Genomic DNA, 16,779 nt, shown 5'->3' with positions numbered 1-16,779 from the left:
ATCAGGACGTTACCCACGATTGTAGTATGGACGAAGGTCGATTTACCGTCAAGGAGACGCAAATGAGAATTGTGTACATGGATAACAACGCGACGACACCGGTTGATCCGCGTGTCAAAAAGGCTGTTCTGCCTTACCTCGGAGAGCTCTTCGGCAATCCATCCTCGCTCCACGCGGCTGGCACCCCTGCTCGGGCGGCGGTGGACAAGGCCAGACAGCAAGTAGCTAACGTCATCGGTGCAGAAGCTGAGGAGATATTCTTCACCGCCAGCGGGACCGAGGCCGACAACTGGGCGATCAAGGGCGCCTATCGCGACTCAAAGAAGAGCAAAAAGCACATCATAACTTCCAGCGTTGAGCACGAGGCGGTCCGCAACACGTGCAAGTTTCTTATGAGGCAAGGCATCGACGTTACGTTTTTGCCCGTCGATCAATATGCAATGGTCGATCCTGACGAGGTGAGGCGGGCGATACGGCCTGAGACCGTTCTGATCACGATAATGCACTCCAACAACGAGGTTGGGACGCTTCAGCCAATAGCTGAGATCACGAAAATTGCACGTGAAGCGGGCATAATCATGCACACGGACGCTGTTCAGAGCGTCTGCAAGGTCCCGCTCGACGTGAAGGAACTCGGGGTCGATATGATGGCTATGTCAGGCCACAAGCTATATGCCTTGAAAGGCTGCGGGGCGCTTTACATCAAGTCCGGCACGCGAGTCCGGCGCCTCATTCATGGCGGCCATCAAGAGGGAGGCAAACGGGCGGGGACTGAGAATGTCGTCGGCATCGTGGCGCTTGGCGAGGGTTGCAAGCTCGCGCTGGAGCAGCACGGCGTCGAACCTCATGATATCTGCAAGCTGCGCGACCGGCTGGAGAAGGGCATCTTGGAGCAGGTTCCACACACGAAGCTCAACGGGCATCCCAAGGAAAGGCTCTGTTCAACGGCCAACATCCGCTTCGAGTATCTCGAGGGCGAGTCGATACTGCTGCGCTTGAGCGCGAAGGGCATCTGCGTATCGACTGGCTCGGCGTGCTCATCCGAGTCGCTGGAACCGTCGCCCGTTCTACTGGCTATGGGCATCCAGCCGCAGCACGCCCACGGCGCCATCAGGTTCAGCCTCGGCCGCATGAACACCGAGGACGACGTGGACTACGTCCTCGAGCAGCTGCCGCCCATCATCGAGGAGCTGAGGAAAATGTCCCCGCTGTTCCCCGGGTGATACATGAAAGAGGTTTGTCCGCAGATTGCGCAGATTACACAGATTAGAGGCAAGGCTTAAGAGGATGCACGAGAACTGTTTGGCTCAACGTAAACGCCATCGATGCGCTCGAGCTCGCGCAGGCATCGTAGTATCTAGCTACCCTTCTCAATCTGCGTAATCTGTGTAATCTGCGGACAAACGCCCTTATGAACTTCACATCTATGACAGTGTTAGAGAGACAGTAACAATGAGTGGAAATGATCCGCACACTTATGCGATTATCGGTGCCGCCATGAATGTGCATAGCGAGCTGGGTTGCGGATTCGTGGAAACAGTATATCAAGAAGCACTGGCACTAGAACTGTCCGAGCGAAAGATACCATTCAGGCGGGAGTGGGACCTGCCGGTGTTCTATAAGGGCACGGAACTCAATACTCGATACAAGGCAGATTTCGTCTGTTTTGAGTTAGTCATCGTCGAGTTGAAAGCCTTGAAAACACTCACTGGTGTGCACGAGGCACAAATAATCAACTATCTCAAGGCCTCCGGTCTTGGTATCGGTCTCCTTCTCAACTTCGGTCAGAAATCGCTACAATACCAACGGTTCGTTATCACCTAATCCCCTGAATCTGCGCAATCTGCGGGCAAACGCTCCCCCATCATCCAGAAGATGTCACTGCTGTTCCCAGGGTAGAGGTCTATCCGCAGATTACGCAGATTAGGGAGGGGAGTTGGAAGGGATGGGTCCAGTGGGCCTCGAACAGAATCTGCCAGGGTCGTCGTTTCTGTCGCCTCGTTTCGGCCTGATTTAATCTGCGGAATCTGTGTAATCTGTGGATGAGCCTCTTATCTGGCTAATAACCTTAGAGAGGGCAAACCTGCCTCGGCCAAACTCATCGCAGAGGAGCTCGATGACCCTCTTTTTCGTGCGATGAACCTGGATTAACCTCAGATAGCGCCGCCACAACCGCTCTTTCTCCTCTTCAGTCCAGGGCTTGCCCTGATTGGGCAATTGGCTCTGCTGTGGGATCTTTAGCGCAGGCAGCAGGGAGCCCGGCTCGATCTTGGCCACTTCGTCGATCTGATAGTCGAACGCCACCTTGCTCTTCTCGAACCCTATGGCCCGTCTGTTGAGGCCCATGGCAACCTTCGCGGTGGAGAAGCTGCCCAAAAAAAGGTCGCAGACCAGGTCTCCCTCGTTGCTGCTGTATTGGATGAGCTTGATGAGCAGCTGCTTAGGGAGCTCGTTCTTGTTCTTTCGCTGGCCAGGCTTATATTCCCTGTTGATTATCCAGACGTCCTCTCTGTCACGGTAGTTCTCGGAGCCGTTGTCATCGCGCTCGTCAGCGCCATATCGGCAGTAGGTGTTGAAGGTTACACGGCCGCCGGGCTTTTTGTAGTACATGATGTGGTAGTGTGAGGAGATGTATTTCCGCTTAGTATAGACGCCGAAATTATATTTCCATATAATATGGTTTACCTCCTCCAAACCCACCACACGCAGCGCTTTGAGAACGTGAACAAGGTTCGTATATCCTGAAAACACATAAAGCGCACCACCCGGCCGCAGAATCCTCGCCGCCTGCTCCAGCCACCGCAAGCTAAAGTCAGCGTATTCATCGGCCGGAACCTCGATGTAGCCATCAAGAACAAATCCCTCCTTGCGGTTGTAGTGCTGGTGGAGCTTATCACCGGCGATACCATAAGGAGGGTCAGTGATTATCAGATCGACCGTGCCATCGGGGACATGCCTCTTGCAGCCCTCGATGCAATCCTCATTGTAGAATTGGCCTCTTGCTGGCCGGGACTCCTGCCCTGTCGGATGTTGAGTTGGAATCATAGTCTTTCAGGCCGCATAGACCACCTTCATGTGCTTCAGTATCTCATGCCGGCGAAAAGGATTCCTAAGACCGGATTTCTCCACCAGGTCCACATCTTGCCCGAAAACAACCTTCAGCTCGTCTATCATATCAACCCATTCAAAAAGGCTCCACGGCGCATCTTCAGCCAAGGTAACCAGCACGTCCACATCGCTTTCCGGACCGAAATCCTCGCGAAGCACCGACCCGAAAAGCGACAACTCGGTAACCTTCCACTTGCGGCAGAACTCCGCGATCCTGTCTCGCGGTATGTCTATCCCGTGATAGTTCATGCTCGCCTCCTCATTTGTCCGCAGATTACACAGATTGCGCAGATCGGGAAAGCAAAAACCTAACAGACGTATCCCAACGCCCGAACCCACCGGCTCAAGCCGATGACCTGCCGCGCCTCGTCGGCGTCCAACGGATCGAGGTCGAGGTTTTTTGACCCCCCGTCTTCCAGTTCCACAAAGGCGTTTGACAGCACCGGTCAAGCGGCGAAGTGAACGACCTCAAGCTCCAGCGACTCGTCAACGGAGGCCAGTATTTTATCAACCTTCTCCATGATGGCGTCTTCCAGGGCGAACTCCTGGCATCTTGTGCAAGATTGAACCGGCAGTTCCTTGCTGATGACAATAGACGATGGCCCTACCTTGAATGGAAGGTCAGTCTTGGTACTGACCATCTCAGAGCCACAAACGACGCATCTCACCGTGATTTCCTCACTTAGCGCGAGTTGCGCGCTAAGTGCAGCGTAACAGAGGTGGCTAAGACGATCAAAGTCGGAGGCTTGAGCCAGAAGAAGGAGAATTGGGTGGTGTGAGACATCTGGCTATCCCAGCGACAAGTTGATGACCGAGATACAGGAGCGCATCCCACCTTCCATTAGGCGTGAGCTACACGTGGCGTTCATCTCGCTTGGGCGGGACATGTGCAAGCCCTCGAACCCTGCCTGCGAAAGATGCCCGATCATCCGGTTTTGCTCCACTTACAGCGACGCAGCAAAGAGACTCTGAGCAGATTCATTGCCGAACATGGAGATGTTATTGAGACCAGGGTCAAGGCAGTGTGCTGCGACATGTGACTATCTCTTCCCTGGATGCTCGTCTGTATCGCCAGATGGTTCACCAGGTGCACCGTCATCTACCGACCGAACGAGACGGAACCGATCTAGGGTGGAGAGTCCGCGAACTTCATGTGTGATTCCGGCGGCCGCGCAACGAATCTGCTAATATGTTGGGATGGCGATCGTATCTTCCAGACGGATCAGGACTCTGGGGCAGATTCTGCGAGCGTCGAAGGCCTCGTGGCTGATCGCGCTTGCGGCGAAGGAGGCGGCCCGGCGAATAGCTGGGTGGCCGCGATGTCTCTTGGTCGAGGCATCCACCGAGTGTAACCTCAGCTGCCCCTGGTGCGAGGACGTGTTCGATCTGTCGGGCAGAAAACGCAAGTTCATGTCAGCTGATGATTTCGCATCCGTAATGAGACACGTGAGCCGCCACGTCACCGCCGTAACGTTCGTAAGGACCGGCGAGCCACTCATGAATCCCGATATTCTTAGAATGATAGATGAGGCGCGCAAGAGGAGCCTGGTTGTTACGCTCAACTCAAACCTCGCCACGCTGGGCCAGGCAATGATCGACGAGCTGATCGACCTTGCGCCTCATCGAATCGTAACGACGCTCATCTCGGCCGAGCGGGATGAATACGAGGCGAAACAGGTGGGGGCCAAGTTTGAAAGGACGATCTCAAACATCGCCGCGATATGTTCGGGACGGCGTGAACGGAAGCGGCATTTCCCGTTGGTCGAGGTCCAGCTGATCGCGACCAAGACCAGTGTGAAACAGATCGATGCGTTCAGACGGATTGTCGAACGGATAGGCTGTGATTCGGCTTACGTCAAGCCAATGAGGATTGACACTGCGCGGGACGACGAGACGTATCGCAGGATTCACGTCGATGATCTTCCGGTCGGGCACGAGGTCTGCAACTACGAGCTCGATTCGGCGGGGCGGCCGATTCTGAAGTGTCAGGAGGTTTGTCCACAGTCGGAGAACATCTACGTGACGGCAGACGGCGACGTCTTCCCATGCCTCTTCGCGTTCGGGAATCTTGAACCTTACGGCAACCTCATCAGCGACGGCTGGCGCTCTGTCTGGAGAGGGAGCGGCCTTCGGGGTGATAAGCGGCGGAGGCTGCGCGGCCGCGGCCATCCAATGTGCGCAAGCTGCATCCCCAGCAGGGAGATCAGCCGCCCCGTGTTGGGACAGTGACGTTCGGGTTGCGCGACTTCTCACGAGTTTAGATATATCTGAGATCGCCTTGGATTTCTGCTTGAAATCTTCACCCGAAGGAGTCAATCTTGAACTATTAAACATCGATTTTGCTTTTCGGTTTGGGGAGCTCTCAATGTCTGCCAAGGCTAGAAAAGAGAAGTCGGTTACGCTTGAGGCCTTGCTCAAAACGATGATCAAGCGTGGCGCTTCTGATTTACATCTGGTTCCGGGGTCGCCTCCGCGGCTGCGCAAAGATGGCAAAATCGTGCCGATCTTTAAGACCTCTCTTTCCCCTGCTGAAACAGAGATACATTGCCTGGGCCTGCTGAACGAAGACCAGAAGAAGCGTTTGTCGAGGGATAAGTCGCTGAACATCAGCTTCGGGATAAGCGGGCTGGCGAGGTTCCGGGCAAGCCTCTACTACCAGAAGGGCAGCATCTGTGGCACCTTCAAGGAGATAATTAAGGACATCATGCCCGCCCAGCAGCTCGAACTACCATCGACTTTCTTCGAGCTCCTCGACAAGAGGTCGGGACTCATGCTCATAACCGGCCCGGCCGGCTCGGGCAGGTCAACTGTCTGGGCGGCGGCAATCGATTTTCTGAACGAGCGCAGGAGCTTGCATATAAGGACGATCGAAGACCCTATCTCGTTTCTTTTCCAGCACAAGAAGAGCATGGTAACGCAGGTGGAAATAGCCTCAGACGTGCCCTCAGTTCGGCAGGCACTCGCGGCGGCGCAGGAGCACAATGCAGATGTGGTCGGCATCTCTGATCTTGACTCGCTGGATGCGTTTACAGGATCGCTGCAGCTTGCGGAGAGTGGGGTTCTGGTTATCGGGTGTGCGCAGGCCTCGAGCTGCCAGTCGTGCGTGAGCAATCTGCTCGAACTCGTTCCTGACAGCTGCACTAGCTCCGTCCGAAACAGCCTCGCCAGGAATCTCATAGGGATAACATGCCAATATCTCGTGGTCAAGAAGGACGGCCAGGGCCGGGCGCTCGCTATGGAGCTGCTCGTCGCGACGCCTGACGTTCAGCAGATGATCAGGAACGATACCCAGATGCTCTATTCGCTGATGGAATCGGGCACTGCGGGGATGCAGACCAAGGACCAAGCCTTGCTGGAGCTCTACAAGAAAGACCAGATAGATTTCGGGACCGCATTCGACATGATGGAAGACCCCGCTGGACTCATCAGGGCGGGATAGGGAAGACCTATCTGCGGCCGGCACGTGGTGCCGTGTCTCCCTTGAGGTGGTGTGAGTTGCGCATGATCTCAGCCGGCGCCGCCGACCTTACGCTGACGACATCCTGTCAGATTCTCTCTCGTTCGGCCCACGGGTGTTGAGCCAATTGCACATCTTGCCATATAATATCGGGTTTGATGACACTTCGGAGATGATATGAGACTGTTCTCAGGGCTCAAGAGAGGCCAGCGTGTCTGGCTTATTAGCATTGTAGCGGTTGGTTTAATCGCGAGAGTGGTGTGGATGTTCGCCACGCCCTATTTCGTTCCTGTGACCCAACAGGCCGACCCCCAGGAGTACAACCAGTTGGCCAAGAACCTCGTCGCTGGAGAAGGCTACTGTCTGAAAGGTCTTTCTGGGCGCTTCCGCTTTCTGATGCGCGAGCGGCTCAACGAGCCCAGCGCAAGACGCCCGCCTCTGTACCCACTGTTTCTGGCGCTGGTCTATCGCATCTTCGGCGAGAGATACAGGGCCGTATTCTTGCTTCAGTGCTTCTTCGACGTTGTGACGATGTTCGCGGTCTTTGCGCTCTCGAGGCGACTCTTCGGCAGCGTGAGTGTGGGTCTTTTAGCGACAGGCCTTACTGCCGCATATCTTCCGTTTTTTCAGCAAAACATTGTCTTAATGGCGGAGAATCTCAGCATGATGCTGACTACTCTGTCCCTTTGGGCAATGGCCGAAGCCATAGCGACGCCCAAGATCAGGCTTTTTGTCCTAAGTGGGCTGTTGCTCGGCGCAGCGGCACTGACCAGACCTGAATCGTTCGCCTTAGCTTTGCCCCTCTCGATCGTCCTATTCTTTATTCTGAGGGCCGAAAAGATCGGCATGAGGCGCGCCGCCCTTATGCCGGTGCTCATGTTGCTTGCCGTATGCACACTCCTGTCTCCCTGGGTGATTCGAAACGCTCTAGTTTTCCATAGGTTCTTGCCTGGGACGACCCTGGTCGGGACAAACATGATGGAGGGGCTTTATATCCCCAGCCAGCGCAACGTTGCCGGACTCGGCACCTCGATTCCGCCTGATATCGACTCGAAGGTTGACGGCCTGCCTGAGGTCCAGGCGAACGACATTCTCCTTCGCGAGGCCTTTAAGTTCCTATGGCGTAATCCCTGGTCTTGGCTGAGCAACGCACCTCAGAAAATAGTGAACCTCTGGCTGAACGCCGCTAACTGGGAGGAGCGATATTTTCTCTACTATCCCACGACGAATCGCAATCACTACATCCAGTATAGTTTTCTCATTCCCAACGTTGTGCTGCTCATCTTCAGTGCCATAGCCGTCTTTTGCTACCGCGGCCGGTGGCTGCTTCTGGCCTCACCGATCCTTCTTACATTGGCGTTTTTTACCTTCACCGAGACGTTCACCGTAAGCGTGGGGCGTCACTCCATGAAGATGATGCCCTCTCTCATAGTCCTCGCCTCGTTCGGGCTACACAGGACGTTTATTAAGAGTTTTAGGTTATTAAGCTCTTGAGAATGACGACGACCGGCCAAGCTAACTGTCCCGAAAACCGCAATCCTGACCCTCATTGACAGCAGCGAACCGCTGGTGGCAGTATTATAGTGAGATCGCAGCCCAATCAGGACGGGATAAGAGATTTGGATTATCAGAGTCATTTGCTCCGGAGCTTCATTAGCCTGTTAATACATGCAATCTCCCCGGCCTTTCGCTCCGACTTCGGTGAAATCAAGACTCTACACGAAATCAGGGCAGGCCTCTTCAACGAGAAGCTGACCGGCTATTTCAGAAGATCAAGAGCGGTGCGTGCGGTGAGTATGGCTCCGATGTCGTTGAGGCAGCGGTATGCGGACAGGGAAGTGAATGGGAGGATGCCTGACATTGCGCAGTAACGAGCTTTTCGGCATGTGGCAGAACACGCGGATGATCGTTCTGACCGCTGTGGTCGCCGCCATGTTTGTCGCAGTGCTGTTGCCCTTCAAGGGCCTCGTGATTATCCCTGGCTATACGGAGCTTAGACCTGCAAGCCTCGTTCCGCTTGTGTGCTCGCTGCTGTTCGGTCCTGCCGCGGCTTGGGGCTCGGCGATCGGCAACTTGGTTGGCGACGTTCTGGGCGGCATGTTCGGCCTGGGAAGCATATTCGGCATGTTGGGCAACTTCATGCTAGGGTATCTGCCCTACAAACTCCTTGAAAACCTCTTCAGGAAAAACACCAATGCCACAAGTTACCTCCTCAACGTTATCGTTGGCATTCTAGCCGCGCTCGCCTGTGCAAGCGTAATTGCGTGGGGTGTTGACCTGCTCGGACTGGTGCCTTTCCCAGTTCTCGGCGTCCCGATCGCGGTGAACAACTCGGTGGTTGCGCTTTTCTATCCGCTCCTGTTTTTTCTTCTCCATCCTCGCATAAGCAAAATGAAGCTGCTTTACTCTCAGGTAATCCCTTCATACCAGCCAAGGTCGGGCGCTTGGGCACAGATCATCGGGCCGTTTCTAGTCATTATTGGCTCGCTTGGTGCGCTATCATGCGGAATACTCCTTGGTGTCGTCGAGGGCGCCGGGGCGATCAAGCTAGCCGTAACCCCTTTCATCGCTGCGGTCTTCGCCGGCTGCCTGATGTTGTGAGCGGGGACTCTGTGCCGAATCATCCCGAACGCATGTCAGATGACGCCGGCTGCCCAGCGGTTGAGGCACACGGTCTCTCGGTTAAGTATCAAGGTGAGGGCCGCCTTGCACTCGAGAATGTGGATTTCGGCCTCGCTCGTGGTAAGGCAATCGCCATAATGGGGCACACGGGCGCCGGGAAATCTACTTTTCTCAAATGTCTTAACGGACTTATTCCCAACTTCCAGCGCGCCGAGATAACCGGCTCGCTAAGCGTCTTTGGGCTATGCCCATCCGAACACGGCGTTGCTGAACTGGCCGGCAAGGTCGGGATAGTCTTTCAGGAGTTCGAGAATCAGCTCTTCTGCACAAACGTTGAACAGGAGGTCGCCTTCGGTCCTGAGAACTTGGGCGTGGACCCAGATGAGATACGCAGGCGAGTCACGGAGTGCCTGGAGGTCGTTGGCCTCTCGGGTTTCGAGGACCGAGAGCCAGCATCTCTCTCCGGCGGTGAAAAGCAGCGCCTGGCTATCGCGTCTGTGCTTGCGATGCACCCGGACCTTTTGCTTCTTGATGAGACAACTACCGACCTGGACCCCGAGGGAAGGGCCGCCGTCTATCGGGTTGTGAGTCAGCTTCGTATTCTGGGAGCCACAGTCGTTATGATCGAACACGAGGTAGAGTCTCTAGTTGATTTTGACGGCATCGCCCTGATGCAACATGGGCGGCTGGGGTCTTCTTTGAGTCCTGGGCAGCTGTGCGGGCAGCCTGACGTTCTCTCTCGCTCTGGTATTCGCCCTCACCAAGTAGCCGAGGCCTGCCAAGCGCTTGGAACCGACGAACTTATGCTCGGCGTCGATGATGCTTACAAAACTATCAGCCATTCGTTCGTGCCCAACCATGCTCGCTACGAGGAGCTTCTGAAGGCTGAGCGCGAAGACGTGATGAGACGGCGCCTTCCGCTGATCGAGGTGCAATCGCTGTCGCACTCTTATGAAAAGGGCAGATTCGCCGTCCAAGACATATCGCTGTCAATCGGCCGGGGTGATTTCGTTGCGCTCGTCGGCCGGAACGGCTCGGGCAAGACCACTTTTGTAAAGCATCTGAACGCTCTTTTGAAGCCAACGGCGGGGAAGGTGCTCCTGCGTGGAAAGAACGTGTCGCGGATGCGAATCTCCGAGGTTGCCAGGGACGTCGGTTTCGTCTTCCAGAATCCGGACAATCAGGTCTTCTGCGAGACGATCGAGCAGGAGGTCCGATTCGGGCCTGAGAACCTGGGCTACTCAGAGAAGCAGATCGAAAGGCTCGTTACATCTGCCATCGAGACGGTTGACCTGGCTGCGAAGAAGAGCTCCGATCCTTTTTGCCTAACAAAAGGCGAGCGGCAGCGCACCGCGATCGCATCGACGCTTGCGTGTGACCCCGAGATTCTGATCTTGGACGAGCCTACTACTGGCCTCGACTATTTTCAGGAGCGGAAAGTGATGTCCATGCTGTCCAGCCTCAACAGTCAAGGTAAGACGGTCATCTTCATAACTCACTCGCTTCACCTCGTGCCGGAGTACGCGAGGCGCGTCATTGCTTTCGTGAAAGGCGGGATCGTATATGACGGGCCGGTGCGAGCTTTCTTCGAGCCGCAGAATCGAGAGTTACTCGCTCAAGCAGGCCTCGTTCCCCCGAAAATCGTCGAGCTCTCGCACCGGTTCGGGATGACGGCGCTGAGCGTCTCCGAGTTTGTTAGTCTTTTCGACAAGAGTGGTTAAGCGGTCGCGATGCACCCACAGACAGCCGTCGGCCAAAGCCTATGGCGGCGGACGATTACACGGATTTCGCAGATTGACCTTGACAAGGGGCATCCCGGCGCAGCTCTGGCCAATCTCAAAGAACTCACCGAGGGGCCCGCGGGCACGCCTGACCTGCCCCCAACCTGACCGATGTCCAACAAGAGATACGGCCTATACAGCCCCCGAATCACGCCTTTTCATAAACTTCATCCGCTCACCAAGCTGATCTGCGCCTCGCTCCTACTTGTATCGCCGCTTGTGATGTCCGACCTTGCGGGCTCGCTGGGCTATCTGGTCGGCCTTCTTATTGTGGTAACGTTCGCCCGGGCCTGGCGCTCGGTAAGGACTGTCTTGCCCATCATCCTGATAATGGCGGTTGTAACGGTTGTCGTCTGGCCGCTATTCTTCAGGAGCGGGGAAGAGGTCGCGAGCTTCCTGGGCCTATCCATTACGAACGAAGGCCTCTTTCGTGGAATCACGATGGCCTCGAGACTGATCTCGCTCGTCCTTGTCGGCGTGGTCTTTCTAACCGTAACCAGGGTCGAGGAGTTTATGGCTGCACTCAGAATGCTGGGCATCCCATTTGTCTTCACGTTCACGCTGATGCTCTCGTTCCGACTGGTGCCGACGTTCATCTCGACGGTCGGCCTAATTCGTGATGCCCAGAAGGCCAGAGGCCACACGCTCGACCAGGGCAATCCCGTGAGGCGCGCGATAAAACACATCCCGTTGATCGTTCCAGTCGTCCTTCACGCGCTCAGAGCAACGGACGTGCTCTCGATGGCGCTCGAATCCCGTGCCTTCGGCAAGAAAGCCAACCGCACCAGCATCCTGCGCCTCAGGCATTCTTGGCGCGACCCGCTGGGTTACGGTGTTGCGGTGCTCGTGCTCGCTGCCGCGATCGCCTGGCGCTACCACTTCTGAGACGGCAATCAATGGTAGCTGGGTGCAGCCGCAGCGTGCCCCCAGCCCCCCCCGCTGCTTCTGCCATACGCTCATTGACAAATAGACCCTGACACGGCACATAATCTCGGACGTGAACCGCCAATTGTTAGAGGACAACGCCCAATGGCTGCTTCAATGCGTTACGAGAGCTCTGATTGGCGGGGAGGGCAGTGGACGGGATTCTGACCATGATGGGCTTGAGTATAAGTCACTCTGCGAGCCCATCGACCGCATAATAGACGGCGAGATTCGGGAGCTCGAAGGAAACGGGTGAGTCTGTCATTATGTGCGGCGCTTGAGCAATGAGGCCCGATTATAGACTAGATGCTGCGACGGGCGTGGGACTTTCTAGAATTCTACGACCAATTGTAATGTGTGGGGCTGGTACTGTAGGATTTGGTGCGGGCGAGCGTTTTTTGTGGACAGCTCCTATATGAGGGAGGATATCCGTGCAGGTTGACGTGGCTACTGAAGAAGTGCTTGTTGATATTGCGGAAACTCTCGGTAGGGCGGGGCCGGTCATAAGGGTAATCCTCTATGGTTCCCGGGCCGCTGGCACTGCGGGAACTGAGAGCGATATCGACCTAGTTATTGTTGAGGCGGGCGCCCCGGACAAGCGGCGCGAGCAGAGGCGTTTGCGGGCTCTGTTGCCGCCCGATTTGCCAGTATGGGTTGATCTCTGGGTGATGGGCGAGGAGCAATTCCAGGAGGAAAAAGACGTCATAGGTGGCCTTGCCTATCCAGCCAACAAGTATGGACGAGTGCTTTATGAGAAGCCGTGAACGGGTGGTTTGGGACCTTGTGCATCAATGGCTTTTCAAGGCCGATAGGGACCTCGAGGCCGCGCGCATTCTGCTCGAAGAGCTCGATCATGATTACGAAGCAGTAGGTTTCCACGCTCAACAGGCAGCAGAGAAGTACCTCAAGGCTCTGCTTATCCGCCATCAGGTGGAGTTTCCGAAGACGCACGACATAAGGCAACTACTTCGCCACTTGAAGCCGGTTGACGCGAGACTCTGCAAAGTGTTTATGGGAGCGACCGATCTGACTGTCTATGGTGTCGAGTTTCGGTATCCGGGAGACTACCCCCCTGCCGACAAGAGAGAGGGATCTCGCTTGCTCGAGCTTGCTGAGACGGTTAGTCGTGGTGTTCTCGAACATCTGAAGATGTATCTGGACGCGGGTCCTCCGGTCTGATAGGCAAGCGATTTCGGGCCAAAACAAAAAAAGCGCCTCGCACCGCTGGGGCACGAGGCGCTTCGCTCTTGCTGTTTAATTGGCGCGTTGCTTATGCGTCGAGGATTTTGTCCACTTCTTCCTTGTCCACGTCCATGGTGTATGGGATGCCAGTGAGCGCTTCGCAGTCCCTGGTCAGGCTAGCGAGGTCATGGCGGGTCATGTGCTCGAGGGCGAACTTCCTGGCACCGGCCATCATCTGCCTGATGCCTTGGGCCAGCCTCTCGTAGTAGGTATAGACGCCGATAGCGCCGGTTGGGATATCGTCAAACTTGTCGCCGTATTCCTCTCTCAGCTTGGGCGCTGTGACGAATATCTCGTCCTTGGAATAACCGAAGCGCTCGATGAACACCGGCAGATCGCCCACCTCCAGCCTCTTGCCTATTGTCTTTCCAACCATCGCTGCCGCCAGCGGTGAACGGGCCATGCCAATTAGTTTGGCGTAAGGCGAACATAGAGCCAGTGCCTTGAATATCTGGTCCTCGAAGGTGAAGCCGCCAGCCAGAGCGATATCTGGGACATACTTACCCTTCTTAGCCAGCCTGTCGCAGAACTGGTATGTTAGAGTGTGAAGCTCAAGCGATGGGATGCCCCACTCGTTCATCATCCGCCACGGGCTCATACCGGTTCCGCCCCCCGCACCGTCAATGGTGAGCAGATCGATGCCAGCAATAGATGAAAACTTGACCGCCCGCGCGAGGTCCGCAGGGCGATAGGCGCCCGTCTTCAGGAACACTCGCTTTGCGCCCGCTTTTCTGAGTTCCTCCACTCTCTTGAGAAAGTCATCGAGGTTGACCATGCCGACTCTTGAATGGCGCTCGAACTCGCGGAATGAGCCGTGGTTGAAGGCATCGATTACCACTGGATCGGTCGGGTCAGGTAAAACAATATAACCACGTTTATAGAGCAATTGTGCCTTTTTCAGGTCCTTGATCTTGACCTCGCCACCGATGTCCTTTGCTCCCTGTCCCCACTTGAGCTCCACGGTCTGGGCGCCGCACTCCCTTATGGCATATTCCTGTATGCCGAGCTTTGTGTCCTCGATGTTCGCCTGAACAACAATGTCCCCATAGCCGTCACGCTGCCAATCGAAGAAGGTCTTGATCCTCCACGCCAGGTCAGGCGCATCGACTACCTTTCCATTCTTGATCGTCGATTCCACATCCATCCCAACGACGTTTTCACCGATGGTGACGATTGTGCCCGCAAGCGCAGAGCCGATGGCGAGTCCCTCCCAGTTCTGCTTGGCGATATTGGTCGAACCAAGCCCCGGTATTACGAATGGGAGCTTGACCTTAATCGGGTTGTTCTTGCCGATCTTCCTCTCAAGCGTCACGTTAGGGAAGAGCGCCTTGTCGCTGTCGGCCTCGATTCCGACGGCTCCCACGGCGGTGCCCATGATGTTAAGGTAGGAATAATCAACTGGGTAATCCTTCTCAGCGGCAGTCGTGATGATGCCAAATGGCTGAGGATAGATCACCTCATGGCCTCGATACGCGGACTTGCCTATCTCGCACATCCCAACGCAGCCGTCGATACAGGTAACACACATTCCACTACTGGGACAGACAGACCCCTCAGTCCTGTTCTTTGAGAGCGTCGCGGCAGTAGCGTTCAGTTTGGTTAGGGTCATTGGTTCCTCCTACAGGTCTCTCGCAAAAACAAACCTATTTTCTTATTGTTTACTCAGCTAAAACTCTAAGCTTCATCTTTCTTTTTCATGTCCGACCGGAACGGCCCCGCCAGCTCACAGGCCGCACATGGGTCAAGGAAACACATCTTATCTTCATAGGTGTCGAGGCACGGGGGTTCCAGGTTCAAGCATCCATTACAGACTGTGGTCTCGGCGTCCGGCCCCTGGCATCGCAGCTCACAGCACGGACATATATACATACACGCGCCGCATTGACGGCAGACCTCTGAGGTCTTGTCGAACGGCGTTGTGATCACCATGTCCTTACCCCTCTGGGCAAAAGCAATTGCGCCCGACATCATCTGCTCGTTACACATCCTCACACAGAGGCCGCAGTGGATACATTCCTCATGTTCCGGCTCGAACCTGCACTGCGTTACGCCAAACTTCGAGGCGAGGTCCTGAATGGTCTTCGAACTTGAAACTGTTGCCAGCATTAACTCTATGATCAGCTTTCTGAGCTTGATTACTTTCTCTGAGTTCGCGCGAACGTAAAGTCCATCCTCCGCGGGATAGATGCACGAACTGACAATTGTTGACCGTGGTGGCTTGCCTATCTCCACAATACAGAGCCTGCAAGCGCCATAGGGAGTCAATCCATCATTGTAGCAAAGCGTCGGAACATTGATCCCCAGGAACCTAATCGCCTCTAAGAGCGTGGTCCCCTTTTCCACCTCCACCTCAATCCCGTCGATCGTCAATTTAGGCATTCCAGCATTCCTTATTGTTAAGCAATATTTATCGCGTCGAACTTGCAGACCTCAGCACACGCACCACACTCAATGCATTTGCCCGTGTCAATGTTGTGAACCTGTTTCTTTTCACCGGAGATTGCACCGACTGGGCAAGCCCTCGCGCACGCACCGCAGCCAACACATTTATCCTCAAGGATAGAGTAGGTAATAAGCGCTTTGCAGAAGCCGGCTGGACATATAGCCTCTCTAATGTGCGCATCGTACTCATCCCTGAAGTAGCGAATGGTGGAAAGGACTGGGTTCGCGGCGGTTTGCCCCAGAGCGCACATTGAGGTCTCCCTGACCATAATCGCGAGCTCTTCGAGCAGCTCAACATCGCCTTCCTTCCCCTTACCCTCGCATATATTTGTCAGTATCTCCAACATGCGTTCAAGGCCCTTCCTGCAAGTGAAGCATTTGCCGCACGACTCGTGGGCAAGGAAGTCTGTGAAATAGCGCGCGACATCGACCATGCACGTCTTCTCGTCCATAACGATGAGGCCACCGGACCCCATCATGGACCCCACGCTTTTGAGGCTCTCGTAGTCTATCGGCATGTCCAGCATCGATTCTGGCAGACACCCTCCCGATGGGCCGCCAGTCTGGACTGCCTTGAACTTTCTACCACCCAGGACGCCCCCACCAATCCCGTAAACGATCTCCCTGATCTTGATCCCCATCGGGACCTCGACCAGGCCAGTGTTGTTGACCTTCCCGACTAGCGAGAATATCTTCGTGCCTTTGCTATTCTCGGTCCCCAGCCCGGCGAGCCACTCGCCGCCTTTGAGAATGATCTGCGGGATATTGGCCCATGTCTCTACGTTGTTGATGTTGGTTGGCTTGCCCCAGAGCCCTTTCTGTGCTGGGAAGGGAGGACGTTGCTTTGGCCTTCCGACGTGTCCCATAATGGACTGCATAAGCGCTGACTCCTCGCCGCAGACGAACGCACCTGCGCCTCGCACGACGGACAGAGTGAACTTGAGGTCACTGCCAAGGATGCCCTCACCCAAGAGCCCATTCTCTTCCGCCTGTTTGATCGCCTTCTTGATGCGCTGCACCGCAAGAGGATACTCGGTCCGAACGTAGATGAAGCCTTGCTCCGCACCGATCGCCTTGGCCCCGATAATCATCCCCTCGACGATCGCATGCGGATCAGCCTCTAAGACACTTCTGTCCATGAACGCTCCGGGGTCCCCCTCGTCCGCATTGCAGATCAAATACTTCGGGGTCCTGGGTTGCTCT

The 16,779-nt window shown here is 55.5% G+C and carries 17 protein-coding genes; 11 read left to right on the top strand and 6 right to left on the bottom strand.

The features are described 5' to 3' along the window. Positions 1–62 precede the first annotated feature (62 nt). Both nifS and VM163_09965 read left to right on the top strand, forming a co-directional pair. On the top strand, positions 63–1,223 hold the full coding sequence (nifS, locus tag VM163_09970) for a cysteine desulfurase NifS (GenBank protein HUT04203.1): 1,161 nt from the start codon (positions 63–65) through the stop codon (positions 1,221–1,223). Positions 1,224–1,452: 229 nt separating this feature from the next. Then, positions 1,453–1,824 (top strand): GxxExxY protein, encoded by a 372-nt coding sequence (locus tag VM163_09965; GenBank protein ID HUT04202.1) that lies wholly within the window; start codon positions 1,453–1,455, stop codon positions 1,822–1,824. 189 nt (positions 1,825–2,013) lie between these two features. Here VM163_09965 and VM163_09960 read toward each other — a convergent pair whose 3' ends face one another. The 3 genes from VM163_09960 to VM163_09950 form a co-directional block, all read right to left on the bottom strand. Continuing rightward, positions 2,014–3,045: a DNA methyltransferase gene (locus VM163_09960; GenBank protein ID HUT04201.1), complete on the bottom strand. Its 1,032-nt coding sequence runs from the start codon at positions 3,043–3,045 to the stop codon at positions 2,014–2,016. A gap of 6 nt (positions 3,046–3,051) precedes the next feature. Continuing rightward, a complete protein-coding gene (locus tag VM163_09955) occupies positions 3,052–3,357 on the bottom strand; it encodes a nucleotidyltransferase domain-containing protein (GenBank protein ID HUT04200.1) in 306 nt (101 codons plus the stop codon). Positions 3,358–3,554: 197 nt separating this feature from the next. After that, complete coding sequence (locus tag VM163_09950) at positions 3,555–3,776, bottom strand: YgiT-type zinc finger protein (GenBank protein ID HUT04199.1); 222 nt, start codon at positions 3,774–3,776, stop codon at positions 3,555–3,557. 529 nt (positions 3,777–4,305) lie between these two features. On the opposite strand from VM163_09950, the gene VM163_09945 reads away from it, so the two are divergent. The 9 genes from VM163_09945 to VM163_09905 all read left to right on the top strand — a co-directional run bounded on the left by VM163_09945 (position 4,306) and on the right by VM163_09905 (position 13,071). Next, positions 4,306–5,337 (top strand): radical SAM protein, encoded by a 1,032-nt coding sequence (locus VM163_09945; protein ID HUT04198.1) that lies wholly within the window; start codon positions 4,306–4,308, stop codon positions 5,335–5,337. A 136-nt stretch (positions 5,338–5,473) separates the two neighbouring features. Next, entirely contained in the window at positions 5,474–6,547 is a 1,074-nt protein-coding gene (locus VM163_09940) for an ATPase, T2SS/T4P/T4SS family (GenBank protein HUT04197.1), read from the top strand. Between the two features lie 195 nt (positions 6,548–6,742). After that, positions 6,743–8,059: a glycosyltransferase family 39 protein gene (locus VM163_09935; protein HUT04196.1), complete on the top strand. Its 1,317-nt coding sequence runs from the start codon at positions 6,743–6,745 to the stop codon at positions 8,057–8,059. A 366-nt stretch (positions 8,060–8,425) separates the two neighbouring features. Then, positions 8,426–9,166: a QueT transporter family protein gene (locus VM163_09930; GenBank protein ID HUT04195.1), complete on the top strand. Its 741-nt coding sequence runs from the start codon at positions 8,426–8,428 to the stop codon at positions 9,164–9,166. Between the two features lie 11 nt (positions 9,167–9,177). Beyond that, positions 9,178–10,908, top strand: a complete 1,731-nt coding sequence (locus tag VM163_09925) for an energy-coupling factor transporter ATPase (GenBank protein HUT04194.1) — start codon at positions 9,178–9,180, stop codon at positions 10,906–10,908. A gap of 171 nt (positions 10,909–11,079) precedes the next feature. Continuing rightward, positions 11,080–11,853 (top strand): energy-coupling factor transporter transmembrane component T, encoded by a 774-nt coding sequence (locus tag VM163_09920; protein HUT04193.1) that lies wholly within the window; start codon positions 11,080–11,082, stop codon positions 11,851–11,853. Between the two features lie 124 nt (positions 11,854–11,977). Then, positions 11,978–12,148, top strand: coding sequence for a hypothetical protein (locus VM163_09915; protein HUT04192.1), 171 nt, complete (start codon positions 11,978–11,980; stop codon positions 12,146–12,148). A gap of 175 nt (positions 12,149–12,323) precedes the next feature. Then, on the top strand, positions 12,324–12,656 hold the full coding sequence (locus tag VM163_09910; protein HUT04191.1) for a nucleotidyltransferase domain-containing protein: 333 nt from the start codon (positions 12,324–12,326) through the stop codon (positions 12,654–12,656). After that, positions 12,643–13,071, top strand: coding sequence for a HEPN domain-containing protein (locus VM163_09905; protein ID HUT04190.1), 429 nt, complete (start codon positions 12,643–12,645; stop codon positions 13,069–13,071). Before VM163_09910 ends, VM163_09905 begins: the two co-directional genes overlap by 14 nt. A gap of 91 nt (positions 13,072–13,162) precedes the next feature. On the opposite strand, the gene VM163_09900 is transcribed toward VM163_09905, so the two are convergent. From VM163_09900 to VM163_09890, 3 genes are all read right to left on the bottom strand, one after another. Next, a complete protein-coding gene (locus tag VM163_09900) occupies positions 13,163–14,743 on the bottom strand; it encodes an FMN-binding glutamate synthase family protein (GenBank protein ID HUT04189.1) in 1,581 nt (526 codons plus the stop codon). Between the two features lie 65 nt (positions 14,744–14,808). Continuing rightward, positions 14,809–15,513, bottom strand: a complete 705-nt coding sequence (locus VM163_09895) for a 2Fe-2S iron-sulfur cluster-binding protein (protein HUT04188.1) — start codon at positions 15,511–15,513, stop codon at positions 14,809–14,811. A 17-nt stretch (positions 15,514–15,530) separates the two neighbouring features. Beyond that, the coding region (locus VM163_09890; protein ID HUT04187.1) for an NADH-ubiquinone oxidoreductase-F iron-sulfur binding region domain-containing protein at positions 15,531–16,779 on the bottom strand (1,249 nt) is incomplete at its 5' end.

Source organism: bacterium, assembly GCA_035527515.1.
Taxonomy (GTDB): domain Bacteria; phylum B130-G9; class B130-G9; order B130-G9; family B130-G9; genus B130-G9.
This window is presented reverse-complemented; position numbering and strand designations above follow the sequence as displayed.